Annotated in this window: 3 protein-coding genes; all 3 read right to left on the reverse strand. The window is 71.4% G+C overall.

All coding sequences use genetic code 11. From position 1 onward, the window contains the following. Positions 1 to 29 precede the first annotated feature (29 nt). Genes AB0N06_RS00440 through AB0N06_RS00450 form a run of 3 tightly spaced genes read right to left on the reverse strand, consistent with a single transcriptional unit; the run spans position 30 to position 13,656 of the window. Positions 30 to 1,199, reverse strand: coding sequence for a M20/M25/M40 family metallo-hydrolase (locus tag AB0N06_RS00440; RefSeq protein WP_366132554.1), 1,170 nt, complete (start codon positions 1,197 to 1,199; stop codon positions 30 to 32). Then, positions 1,196 to 8,566, reverse strand: coding sequence for an amino acid adenylation domain-containing protein (locus tag AB0N06_RS00445; protein ID WP_366132555.1), 7,371 nt, complete (start codon positions 8,564 to 8,566; stop codon positions 1,196 to 1,198). The genes AB0N06_RS00440 and AB0N06_RS00445 overlap by 4 nt, the downstream gene beginning before the upstream one ends. Then, positions 8,563 to 13,656: an amino acid adenylation domain-containing protein gene (locus AB0N06_RS00450; RefSeq protein ID WP_366132556.1), complete on the reverse strand. Its 5,094-nt coding sequence runs from the start codon at positions 13,654 to 13,656 to the stop codon at positions 8,563 to 8,565. The genes AB0N06_RS00445 and AB0N06_RS00450 overlap by 4 nt, the downstream gene beginning before the upstream one ends. Positions 13,657 to 13,660: the final 4 nt, after the last annotated feature.

Consider the following 13,660-nt stretch of genomic DNA (forward strand, 5'->3'; position numbering starts at 1 on the left):
CATGGCAGGGGCGTCCTAGGCTTCGGAGGTCAGAGGGCGGCGGTGAAGGCGGGGCGGCGGGTGTGTGCGGCGGTCACGGTCCGCAGGAGCGCCTGGGCGCCCTGAACCAGTTGGAGGTCGGGGGTGTGTTCGGCCGGCGAGTGGCTGATGCCGTCGGTGCTGGGGACGAACAGCATCGCGGTCGGTACCCGCGTGCTCATCGCGCTGGCGTCGTGTCCGGCGTAGCTGAACATCCGGCCGGTGGCGGGGTGCACGGTGTGCAGTGCCTCGGCAACGAGGTCGCACAGCGCCGGGTCGAACCGGGTCACGGGCTTGCGGGAGATCCGGCTGACCTGTGCGGTGCAGCCCTCGTCCGCCGCGTTGAGCGCGGCGAGGTCGGCCAGTCGGCGGGCGGCGGTACGCAGCGACTCCTCCATGCCGGCCCGGAACTCGACGACGAGGCGGGCCTCGCCGGGCACCACGTTCGGGGCGCCCGGCAGGAACTCGATGCACCCCACATTGGTGATCATCGACGGGTCGGTCGCCGCGGCGAGCTCCACCACCCGGGAAGCGGTGCGGGTGACGGCCCGTCCGGCGTCGGCCCGAGCGTCCATCGGGGTGGTACCGCCATGGTTGGCGACCCCGTGCACGATGACGGTGTACCGCTCGACACCCACGATGCCGTCGACCGCGGCCAGTTGAAGCCCCTGGGCCTCCATCCGCGGGCCCTGCTCGATGTGCAGTTCCAGAAATCCGGCGATCTCGTCGATGTGCGGGTCGGCGCACAGGGCCGTCGAACCGGTGAGTCCGCCCTCGGAGGCGGGTGAGGCGCCCTCCTCGTCCCAGAAGCTGACGATCTCCATGTGGTCCGCGGCCGGGTGGTCCGCCTCGTGCAGGGTACGGAGCACTTCGAGGGCGGCGAGCACTCCGTACGCCCCGTCGAGCCGTCCGGCGGCGGGCACCGTGTCGGTGTGTGATCCGACCAGCAGCCAGGGCCCGCTGCCGGAGGCCCGGCGGCCGAAGACGTTGCCGATGTGGTCGGTACGGGCCTCGAGGCCCGCCTGCGCAATCCGGCCCGCGAACCAGGTCCGGGCCGCCAGGTCGGCGGCAGAACCCGCTGTCCGGTCGACACCGCCGTCCTCGCGGCCGCCGAAGGTGGCCAGTTCGGCGAGATCGTGCAGGAGTCGGGGTCCGCAGACCGCGAGATCCATGGTGTTCATCTCGATCCCTTCACGAGCAGAGCGGCCAGCACATCGATGTGCTGCGCTTCGAGGACCGCATGGTGGTTGCCTGCGATCCGGTCGACGTGCACTCCGGCGGGTGCGAGAGTGCGCCACTGGTCGAGGTAGTCCTGATAGGAGAGGCCCGAGGTCACGCTGTGACCACCGGATGCGGCCTCGTCGGTGACCACCAGTGCGATGGGGCCCGGTAGTTCGGCGTAGTGGTGGGCGGAGGTGGCCGTATGGACGGCCTGCCAGACGGCCAGCCGTTCGGTGAGGGCCTCGGCCAGGTCTTCGGTGAGGGTCTCGCCGGAGATGCCGCCCGGTTCCGGCGAACCCGTTCCGATACCGGCTGCGTGCAGCAGGACACCGAGCTCCGCCATCGCCTCGGGGGTCCGGTCCGCCAGCAGCTGCCGCGCCCTTGCCAGATAGTCGTCCTCAAGGCTCCCGGCGCCTTCCGCCGCCGGATCGATCAGGGTGAGCACCGGGGCCGGATGGCCCTCGGCGACGAGGTGGCGTGCCATCTCGCAGGCGATGGCCGCGCCGGAGGACCAGGCAAGAATCCGGTGCGGCCCGTTCGGCCGGTCCCGCAACAGCTCGGCCGTGTAGCGGGCGGCGAGCTCCGGCACGGTGGCGTCCCCGGCTGCCGCCTCGAACGCGGCGACCTGGGTCCGGCCCGCCAGGTGCTCGGCCAGCGGCAGGTACCAATGGGCGCTGCCGCCCACCGGGTGGACGCAGAACAGCGCGTCCCGCCCGTCGTCGGGGCTCAGCCACACCAAGGATCTACCGGTGCCTTCTCCGGCGTACAGGGCTCCTTCGATACGGGCGGCCAGCTCTCCGACCGTACGGCACTCCAGCAGGTCACCGGTGGTGACGGTGATGCCCTGTGAGCGGGCCCGGGAGACGGCCCTCAGCAGCAGCAGGGAGTAGCCGCCGAGCCGGAAGAAGTCGTGGTGGACGCCGATCTGTTCGATGCCCAGGACCTCGCTCCAGACTTGGCACAGGGCCTCTTCGAGCGGGGTCCGCGGTGCGGTGTACGGCTGTTCCCCGGCGAGCGAGCCCAGGTCGGGGTCGGGCAGTGCCCTCCGGTTGACCTTGCCGTTCTGGTTGAGCGGAATCCGGTCCAGTGCGACGAACAGGGCCGGAATCATGTAGTCCGGCAGCTCCGTGCGGCAGTGCGCGGAGAGTTCCCCGCGGTCCGGCAGGGTGTCCCCGTCCGGCACGCAGTACGCGATGAGCTGCTTGTCTCCGCCGGGCAGCTTGTGCGGCACCACGAGCGCGTCCCGTACCCCGTCGTGGCGGGTGAGGACCGTCTGGATCTCTCCCGGCTCCACCCGGTAGCCACGGATCTTCACCTGATGGTCGGCCCGGTCGACGAAGTCGACGTTCCCGTCATCGAGCACCCGGCACAGGTCTCCGGTGCGATAGAGCCTGGCGCCCGGTGCCCCGTAGGGGTCGGGGACGAACCGCTCGGCGGTCTTGTCCGGGAGGTTGGCGTAGCCGCGGGCCACTCCCGCGCCGCCGATGTACAGCTCGCCCAGCACGCCGACCGGTGCCGGCCGGAGATCCTCGTCGAGCACGTACATGGTGGTGTTCGGGATGGGGCGGCCGATCGGAACAAGTTCGCTGTTGTGGACGCCCTCGATCGGGTACGTGCAGTTGGCGACGGATATCTCGGTCGGCCCGTACTCGTTGAGGAGGCGGGTGCTGCCACCGATCTCCTGCCAGCGGGCCAGGGTCCGGCTCGGGAAGGCGTCGGCGCCGACCGCGAGCAGCGGGGCCAGCGACTGGGCCTGTTCGGGCGTCAGATGCTCGGCCAGCAGGTCCAGGTGGCCGGGCGTCATCTTGATGAAGCGGTATGGCGCGCCTTCGGCGAGGAGCTTGCCGATCTCCCCGGCGCCGGCGTTCTCGGGCAGCAGATGGACCCGCTCACCCATCATCAGCGGGGTGTACAGGTTGGGTACGACCATGTCGAAGGCGATCGAGGAGAACAGCGGTGCGCCGCCGCTGCCCTCTGCCGCGTACCCCTCCACGCACCACCACAGGTAGTTGACCAGCCCGCGATGCGGAACGAGCACACCCTTGGGCCTGCCGGTGGAACCGGACGTGTAGATGATGTAGGCGAGTTGGTCGACGTCCGCGGCAGGCTCGGGCCGGGTCGCCGGGGCGGCGTCGACACTCGCCCGGTCGCTGTCGGTCGACAGTTGCCGGACCGGGTGGACCGAGGCGAGCAGTTGCGCATACCGGTTCTCGGTGACGACCACCGTGGCGCCGGCGTCGCTGAGCATGTACGCAAGCCGGTCGCCAGGATAGGTGGGGTCGAGCGGCATGTAGGCACCGCCCGCCTTCCACACTCCCAGCAGCACGGCAACGAGCTCCGGACCTCGGTCCAGAAGCACCCCGACCAGCCGTTCGGGTCCGACTCCGTGGGCCCGCAGGACGTGGGCGTAGCGGTTGGCGCGGGCGTCGAGTTCGGCGTACGTCCAGGCGGTGTCCCCGTGGGTGACGGCGATCGCGTCGGGGTCCGCAGCGGCCCGCTCCTCGAACAGCTCGTGCACGCAGGCGATCCGGCGCGGGGTCGCGGTGTCGTTCCAGTCCTTGATCAACCGGTCGTACTCGCCGGGTGGCAGTAGCGCTGCCCGGGCGTCCTCGCCGGGACCCTCGGCCATGGATTCGAGAACGGCACGGTACATGGCACCGAGCCGCTCGCCGTTCGCGCGGGTGAGGGTGGACGTGTCGGTGGTCAGCACCACGTGGCCGAGTTGGGTGGCGACGGAGAGCGGGAACTCGTTGGGGCTGTCGTCGACGCTCATCGCGTAGTCGACGAGCTCCAGGTCGACCATGTGGAAGTCGAGGTAGTTGAAGAAGACGTCGACGAGCCGGCGCCCTTCGGCGAACCGGGCCTGCATCGCGGAGAGCGGGAAGCGCCGGTGCGGCCAGAGTGCGACCTCCTGAGCGAAAACGTCCCTTACCAGCTCCCGCCAGGTGCCCGCGGCGAGCCGGAATGCGAACGGGACCGTGTTCAGGTACATGCCGTACACCCGGTCGGCGCCAAGCCGTTCGGGACGAGTGTCGCAGACCAGACCTGTGAAGAACTCCCGCTCGCCGGAGACCATGCTGAGCACCTTGAGGTGTGCGGCGTGCAGCACACTCTTGAACGGAACGCCGGCCTCCGAGGCCAGTGCCCGCAGGCGTGGCTCCAGGTCGTGGAAGGGCACGGGAATCCGGTACGGCTGCCGCGGCGCGTCCAGGTCGCCCCAGCCCGCGGGCAGTTCGAACTTTGTGCCCTCGGTGACGGTCCGCCGCCAGTGCTCCGCGTCGTCCGGCGAGTCCAGCGCGGCTTGTTCGGCGGCGACGTAGTCGGCGTATCGGACCGCGGGCGGGTCGTACGGTTCCGGTGTGCCACCGTCGCGGAACCGCCGGTAATGTCCGAGGAGTTCCATCAGCAGGGAGTGGTAGCTCCAGCCCTCCAGGATGGCGTGGCACTCGGTCACCGCGATCCGCCATTCGGTCCGGCCACAGACATGCGCGAAGAGTCTGAGGAGCGGTGGTTCGCGCAGGTCGAACAGGTCGGCCCGCTCACGGTCGAGGTGGTCGCGCACGGCCCGGTCCTGGGCTTCGGCGTCCAGGGCCGACAGGTCCTCGCAGCCGACCGTCATCGCGGCCGTGGTGTGCACGAGCTGGAGCGGTTCGCTGTGACCGGCGAGGGCGATCGAGGTACGAAGCACCTCGTGCCGGGCGACGACCTCCGCGGCGGCGGAGCGCAGCGCCTCGAGCGAGAAGGGCTGATCGTCCCGGATCCGGAAGGAGGTGACGTTGTGGTAGGTCCGCTCGGTGCTGCTGAGCATCTCGAAGACCATGCCTGCCTGTACCTGCGAGAGCGGGTAGGCGTCCTCGACGCCGTCCGGCAGTGAGCCGGCGTCAGCGGGCGGGAGCAGGGCGAACCGTTCGACGGACGGCTCCTCGTCGAGGCCGGTGGTTCGTCCTTCGAGTACGCCCGCCAGTCTGGCGACACTGCGGAACTCGAAGACGTCGCGCACGCTGACGTCGAATCCCTCCGACCGCAGCGCGCCGACCAGTGCGACGGCTCGGATGGAGTCGCCGCCGAGGTCGAAGAAGTTGTCCTCGGCGCCGACCTGTTCGAGGTGCAGGACGTGCTGCCAGACGGCGGCGACCAGCTGTTCGGTGCGGGTACGGGGCGCGGTGAACGCCCGTGTCGAACGGTCGGTGTGGCGGTCGGGGGCGGGCAGCGCCCGCTCGTCCAGTTTGCCGCTGGCCGTGAGCGGCAGCCGGGGCAGGACGACGTACGCGGACGGCACCATGTAGGCGGGGAGTACCGCGGCGAGCGACTCGCGCAGCGCGTCGGGCCGGATGCGCCGGTCGTCGGCCGGGCCGTCGGACGGTCCGGCCGCACCGGTCTCCGGGACGACATACGCGACGAGTTCCTTGTTCCCCTGTTCGTACTCGCGGACCACCACGGCCGTCTCGCCGACGCCGGGAAGCGAGCCCAGCACCGACCGGATCTCGCCCAGTTCGATCCGGTAGCCGCGGATCTTGACCTGGGTATCGATGCGTCCCAGATATGTCAGGCGTCCGTCCGGGCCCGCCTTGGCCAGGTCGCCGGTGCGGTAGAGCCGGGCTCCGGGGTTCCCGGAGAACGGATCAGGTACGAAGCGCTCCGCGGTGAGGTCGGGCCTGCCCAGGTATCCGCGGGCCAGACCGGCGCCGCCCACATGGATCTCGCCGGGCACTCCGACAGGGGCAAGCCGTCCGTACGGGTCGAGTACATAGGCGCGCAGGTCGTCCAGCGGGCGGCCGATTGCGCCGGTCGGCCCTTCCGTCGCCTCCGCAGCCTCGACGCGGTGGTGGGTGACGTGGACGGTGGTTTCGGTGATCCCGTACATGTTGATCAGTTCGGGACCGTCCGGTCCCATCCGCTCGAACCAGGGCGCCAGTTCGGCCACGTCGAGCTTTTCGCCGCCGAAGATGACGGTGCGCAGCGCGAGCCGGTCCAGCCTGGGGTCACCCCGGCGGGCGGCGTCCACGAGGGAGCGGAAGGCGGACGGCGTCTGGTTGAGCACCGTCACCCGCTCGTCGACGAGCAACGAGAGGAAGTCGTCCGGGGAACGGGACACTTCGACGGGCACGACGACCAGTCGGCCGCCGTGGAGCAGCGCCCCGTACAGCTCCCACACGGAGAAGTCGAAGGCGTACGAGTGGAAGAGGGTCCATACGTCGTCGGGGCCGAAGCCGAAGTGCCGCCGTGACGCGGTGAAGAGCCGGACCACGTTGCGGTGGGTGAGGACGACGCCCTTGGGCCGACCGGTGGATCCCGAGGTGTAGATGACGTAGACCGGGTCGTCCGGCGCGACTCGGGTGCGCGGTGCGGTGGTGGGAGCGGAGGCCAGAGCGGCGCGTACCGGCGCGGAGTCCAGCAGCATCGCCTCCACGTGCTCGGCCGCCGACAGCCGGTCGATGTGCCCGGTGTCGCTGACGACGACCGTCGCCTCCGCCTCGGCAAGAACCGTTGCCAGCCGTTCCGCGGGGTGGGAGGGGTCGAGCGGCAGATACGCGGCCCCGGACCTGAGGACGCCGAGAAGGGTGGCGACCAGGCTCGGGCCCCGGCCGAGGCAGACCCCGACGAGGCCGCCGGCCGCAGCTCCGCGACTGCGCAGGGCGTGCGCGATGCGGTTGGCCTCCTGATCGAGTTCGCGGTACGTGAGGGAGGTGTCCTGGAACGTCACGGCGACCGCGTCGGGGGTGGCCGCGGCCCGGCGGGCGAACAGTTCCTGCACGCAGAGGTCCTCGTCGGCCCGGTCGGCCGCGGTGCCCGCAGCGGCGCGGGGGTCGCCGGCACCGGACCGGAGCAGGGTCTCCTCGGCCTCTCCGATCAGCGGCAGTTCGGAGATCGTGCTGCCGGGCGCGTCGGCGATCCCGTCCAGCAGCCTGGTGAAGTGCTCGGCAAGCCGCTCCGCCGTCTCCGGGTCGAACAGCGCGGTGGCGTACTCGAAGGCGCCGCGCAGCGATCCGTCGGCCTGCTCCTCCAGTTGCAGAGAGAGGTCGAATTTGGCGACGGTCCACGGGGTGTCGGCGCGTTCCACGCCGACACCGTGCAGCGCCGCGGCCGGGTTCGAGGCCGGGTGGAGGGCGAACGCCACCTGGAACAGTGGAGTGCGGGACAGGTCGCGCTCCGGCTGGAGTTCGTCCACCAGCGTGCTGAACGGCACGTCCTGGTGGCTCAGTGCGTCCAGGACGGTGGCCCGGTTGCCCCGCAGCAGTTCGTCGAAGGTCGGGTCGCCCTCCCACCGTGCCCGCAGCACAACCGTGTTGACGAGATATCCGATGAGGTCGCGAACCTCCGGCCTGGTCCGGTCGGCGACCGGGGTGCCGACCGCGATGTCGGCGCGGCCCGTGTAGCGGGCCAGCAGCGTCTGGAACGCCGTCAGCAGCAGAACGAAGGGGGTGGTCTCCCGCTCCTGGGCCAACTCGCGCAGTACGGCTGCCCGGTCCGCGGGAACGGTCAGCGGGGCGGTGGCCCCGTGCCAGTCACGGACGGCGGGCCGGGGCCGGTCCGTGGGCAGTTCCAGCGGTTCCACACCGGCCAGCTGCCCGCGCCAGTAGGCCAGGCCGGGCGCCAGCAGTTCAGCGGTCGTCCGGGCACGCTGCCAGGCGGCGTAGTCGGCGTACTGGATGTTGAGCGGGGCGGGGAGTTCGCCGTCGCCTCCCGTGCGGTGCCGGTAGAACCGGGTAAGTTCGCCGATGAAGACCTCGGTGGAACGGTCGTCTCCCGCGATGTGGTGGAAGACCACCAGCAGAAGGTGGTCGTCGTCGGCCAACCGCACCAGCCGGATCCGCAGCGGCGCCATGAGTTCCAGATCGATTCCGACGGAGATCTCACGGTCGACGAACGCGGCCGCCGCGATCTCCCGTTCCGCGGCGGCGGTGCCCGTCAGATCGACCTCCTGGTACACCGCTGGATCCAGCGGCCGGGGTGGGTCGATGATCTGGACCGGCCGGTCGTCGGCCAGCCGGTACCGGGTCCGCAGCACCTCGTGTCGGCCGACGACATCGCTGATCGCGCCCCGCAGGGCGGCTCGGTCCAGCCCGCCGCGCAGCCTCAGCGCGAGTGGCATCAGGTACTCGGGGCTCTCGGGTGCGAGGCGGTTGAGGAACCACATCTGCTGCTGGCCGAAGGAGAGCGGGAGCGGCACCTCCCGATCGGCCCGCGGCAGCGCCTGGGTGGCGCCCCCGCGCCGGCGGCCGGCCAGTCGAGCCTGCAGCAGTTCGTCGCGCAGCGCCTGGGTGGACGGCGTGCCGTGCGATGGTTCGCCGCCGTGTCCGGTGGGGCTGATCGCGCCAGTGGTCATCGGCTCTGCTCCTCGTTCAGGGTCATTCGGTTGGTGGCCGCGGCGAGTTCGGTGTCGTCGAGTTCGGCGATCTCGGCCCGGATCGCGTCCTCCACGGCCGCCGTCAGGCCTGCGACGGTGGGCTGTTCGAAGACGGTGTGCAGTGGAAGGGGTACGTCGAACGCGTCGTCGATGGCGGCGACCAGCCGGGCGGCCAGCAGCGAGGTGCCGCCCAGCCGGAAGAAGTTCTGTGCGGCGCCGACGCGTTCGGTGCCGAGCAGCTCGCACCAGATCTCGGCCATCAGCTCCTGTGCCGGTCCTTCGGGCGGCACATCGGCGCCCGCGTCAGCTGCCTGGATCGCGCTGTCGACGGTGAGGCCGGGCAGGGCGAGCCGGTCGACCTTTCCGCTGGCATTCAGGGGCAGGGCCGGCAGGGGTACGTAGACACCGGGGACCATGTATTCCGGCAGCCGGGTGCGGCAGTGCGCGGCCAGTCGAGCGGCATCTGCCGCGGCGTGGTGCTCCGCGCCCGACGGTTCCCCGGAAGCGGCGTCGCGCTCCGGTGCGGCGGGCACCCAATAGGCGGCCAGCCGAGGTTCTCCGCCCGGTGTGTCGACGGCGAGCACCACCGTGTCGGCAACCGCGGGATGTTCGCGCAGCACGGCGGCGATCTCGTCGGGCTCGATCCGGTAGCCGCTGATCTTCACCTGGTTGTCGGCCCGGTCGACGTACTCCACCGTGCCGTCGGGCAGCATCCGAGCGATGTCGCCCGTGCGGTAGAGCCGGGATCCGGGGATCGCGGAGAACGGATCCGGTACGAAGCGTTCCGCAGTGCGTCGCGGCTGCCCGCGGTATCCGCGGGCCAGACCGAGTCCGCCGATGTACAGCTCGCTGGGCACACCCACCGGTACCGGGGACAGCAGCTCGTCGAGGACGAAGGTGGTGGTGTTCTGGACCGGTCGGCCGATGGCGACCCGTTCGGGCCGAGAGGGGACCTCCCAGATCATGGACCAGATGGTCGTCTCGGTCGGGCCGTACACATTGGCGAGCCTGCCGGTCCTGCGGCGCAGCTCCGCGGCGAGCTCGACGGGCAGCGCCTCGCCGCCGACCAGGGCGGTCGTTCCCGGCCGGTCGAATCCGGCCTGGAGCAGCAGCCGCCAGCCCGACGGGGTCGCCTGGACATGGCTGACCCGGTGGTGGTCGATCAGGTCGAGCACCGCCCGCCCGTCACGGGCGGTCCCGGTGCCGGCCAGAACCACCCGGCCGCCACTGATCAGCGGCAGATACAGTTCGAGTCCGGAAATGTCGAAGGAGAGCGCGGTCAGGGCCAGCCAGGCGTCACCCGGCTGCGAACCGAGCTCGTCGCGCATCGCGAACAGCAGGTTGGCCAGCGCCCGGTGCTCCACCTTGACGCCCTTGGGACGTCCGGTGGAACCGGACGTGTAGATGACGTAGGCGAGATGGTCGGGCGTGGTCGGCGGCGGGTCGGCCACCGGACGCGAGGCAAGCGCGGCGATGCCCTCTTCGCTGTCGGGAACCAGTACGTCCCCGTCGTAGGACTCCGGCATGAGGCCGCGATACCCGGATGCGACGACCGAGACCCGCGCTCCGCAGTCGTCGAGCATGTACGCCAGCCGCTCGGCGGGGAAGTCCGCGTTGAGGGGTACGTAGGCGGCTCCGGCCTTCCAGACGCCGAGCAGGCAGGCCACCAGGTCGGGGGTGCGGTCGAGGAACACTCCGACCGCAGACTCGGCGGTGACCCCCATGGCGTGCAGCTGGTGCGCGTACCGGTTGGCCCGGGCGTTGAGTTCGGCGTACGTGAGATGAATCCCGGGGCTGCCCGCCGTGCCTCCAGCGCTGACCGCGACGGCGTCCGGAGCGGTCCTGGACCGGGCCTCGAACAGTTCGTGGACGCCGGTCCACCACCGCTCGACGACCGGTCCGCGGCAGGCGACGAGGAGACGCTCGCGTTCCTCCGCCGACAACAGTTCCAGGTCCGACAGCGCGGTGGTCGGGTCGGCCGCGACGGAGCCGAGGAGCTGAACGAACTGCTGGGTGATCCTTTCGGCTGTCTCCCGGTCGAAGAGCGCCGTGGCGTACTCCAGGGCTGCGGTCAGTGAACCGTCGGCCTGCCGGTGCAACGTCAGCATCAGATCGGCCTTGGAGGTGCGCCAGCTGCGGCCCAGTACGTCCGCTGCCGCCCCGTCGGCCGTAGCGGCGCTCAGCCCCTCGTCGTGCAGGTCGAACATCACCTGATAGAGCGGGGTACGGGACAGGTCGCGGTCCGGCCGCAGCTCCTCAACGAGGCGTTCGAAGGGCAGTTCCTGGTGGGCGAAGGCATCCAGCGCGGTGTCCCGTACCCGGCGCAGGGCCTCTTCGAAGGAGGGGTCGCCGGTCAGATCGCAGCGCAGCACGAGTGTGTTGACGAAGCAGCCGACGACCTGCTCCGTCTCCGGCCGCAGGCGTCCGGCGACAGGTGCGCCGACCGGCACGTCCCATTGCCCGGTGTGACGTGCCAGCAGGGCGGCGAACACGGTGAGCAGCGTCATGTAGGGCGTGGCACCGTGCTTGCGGCCGGCCTCGGTCACCGTCCGGCCCAGGCGAGCGGGCACCTCGAAGGTGATCAGGGCGCCGCGTGGGTCACGGACCGGCGGCCGGGGCCGGTCCAGGGGCAGCTCGATCGGGGTGATCCCGTCGAGCGCGTTGCGCCAGTGGGCGATGTCCCGGTGCACGGACTCGCCCTCCAGCCGCTGCCGCTGCCAGACGGCGTGGTCGGCGTACTGCACGGCGACCGGGGCCAAGTGCGGGTCGAAGCCCTCCGCGAGTGCGGTGCAGACCGTCCTGAACTCGCTCTCCAGCAGGGCCGACGACCAGCCGTCACAGGCGATGTGATGGATGGTCAACAGCAGATCGGCACGTTCGCCGTCCGGTACGAGGAGGGCGCGCCAGACCGGCCCGTGCGCCAGGTCGAAACCGCGCGCGAGTTCTGCCTCCGCCAGCCCGGCGAGCCGGTCGTGCGCGTCCTCGACGACGGCGGGGTCCGCGACAGTCAGGTCGACGGCCGCCTCGGGCTCGATGATCTGGCAGGGCTCGCCGTCCTCGACGGCGTACCGGGTGCGCAACACCTCGTGGCGTGCGGCCAGGATCGCCAGCGCGCGCCGGACCACGTCGGCGCCGGTGCCCGCGGGGATGTCGAGCAGCAGCGGGACCACGTACTCCGCGCTGCCCGGGGACATCCTGTCCAGCAGCCACAGACGTTGCTGGGCCGGGGAAAGGGGCAGCGGGCCGGTGCGGGGCACGGGCCGTACGGGCTCGCTGTGCTGCCCGCCCGCGGCGAGCAGCTTGGCCTGGTCCGCCACGGTCGGGGCGGCGAGCAGTTCACCGAGGGTGAGGCTGTGCCCGGTGGCGGCCCGCAGCATGCCGGAGAGCCGGCTCAGCAGCAGGGAGTAGCCGCCGCGTTGGAAGAAGTCGTCGTGCGCGCCGATCCGTTCGACGCCGAGAAGTTCCGACCACACGCGGGCGACGGTGTGTTCGTCCGGGGTGCGCGGGGCGGTGTACGTCTCGTCGTCGGGTTCGGTGTCCTGGTCGGGCGGGGTGGGGAGCGCCGCCCGGTCCACCTTGCCGCTGCTGGTCCTGGGCAGCTCGGCAAGCGGGACGTACACCGAGGGGACCAGGTAGTCGGGGAGCCTGGCCCGCAGGTAGCTGCGGAGTTCGGCGGGCGGCAGGTCCTGGCGGGCCACGAGGTAGGCGGCGAGCCGCCCGACGCCCTCGGCGTCCTTGTACACGGCGACCGCCGCTCCGCTGATCTCCGGGTGCCCAGCGAGCGCGCTCTCCACCTCGCCCGGTTCGATCCGCACGCCGCGGACCTTGACCTGGTCGTCGAGGCGGCCCACGAACTCCAGTACGCCGTCTGAGCGCCAGCGTGCCCGGTCGCCGGTGCGGTAGAGCCGGGATCCGGCAGGCCCGTACGGATCGGGCACGAAGCGGTCCGCGGTCAGTTCGGGGCGTCCGAAGTAGCCATGGGCCACTCCCGGGCCGCCCGCGTACAGTTCACCCGGCACCCCGATCGGCACGGGTTCGCCGTCCACGTCGAGCACCAGGGCGCGCATGTTGTCGATCGGCCGGCCGATCGGCACCGGGCCGACCGCCTGCTTCCGGTCGAAGAGGTGAGCGGTGATGTCGATGGAGCACTCGGTCGGGCCGTAGGTGTTCCACAGCTCGGTGCCGGGGCCGAGCGGCGCGAGCAGCCGGTGCGCGACCTCCGCGTACAGGGGCTCACCGGCCGAGAAGATCAGCCGCAGGGAGCCGCAGTCCGCCCAGCCGGGCTCGTCGGCGAGCAGCCGCAGTACCGAGGGCACTCCCTGCAGCACCGTGGCACCGGACCGGGCCACCGCCCGGACCAGGGCGGCCGGGTCGCGTTCGGCCCCCGGCGGGGCGAGCACCACCGCGCCGCCGGCCACCAAGGGGGCGAAGAACTCCCAGCCCGCGGCGTCGAAGGTGCACGGGGTCTTCTGGAGCACCCGGTCGCCCTCCCCGATGCCGTGCCTCCGCACGGTCCACAGCACCCGGTTGGTGATGCCCGCATGGCTGACCATGACGCCCTTGGGACGTCCGGTGGAGCCCGAGGTGTGCAGGATGTACGCGGCCGAGTCCGGGCCGGGTCCGGGCCGCGGGGCGGTGTCGGGCAGAGCGGTGGCAACCGCGCAGGCCTTCTCCACCCGCACGGTGCGGACCGGAAGACCGCGGACCGCGTGCCCGGTGGCCGCCGCGGTGAGGACCAGTCCGGCACCGCTGTCGTCGAGGATCCAGCTCAGCCGCTCCCTGGGATGTCCGGGGTCGAGCGGTACATAGGCCGCACCGGCACGCCAGATCGCCAGCAGCGCAATCACGAGGTCGGCGCCACGGTCCAGGCAGACGGCGACCGGGGTGCCGGGTCCCGCACCCAGGGCCCGGAGATGGTGGGCCAGCCGGTTGGCCCGGCTCTCCAGCCGCTCGTACGGGAGGTGCTCGCCGTCGGCGACGACGGCCGTACGGTGAGGTGTGCGTCCGGCCTGCACGGATATCAGGTCCGAAAGGACTCCGGCCGGCGAGGGCCGTGGTGGCGTGGTCATGGTG

It is taken from the genome of Streptomyces sp. NPDC051020, from assembly GCF_040683105.1.
GTDB lineage: Bacteria > Actinomycetota > Actinomycetes > Streptomycetales > Streptomycetaceae > Streptomyces.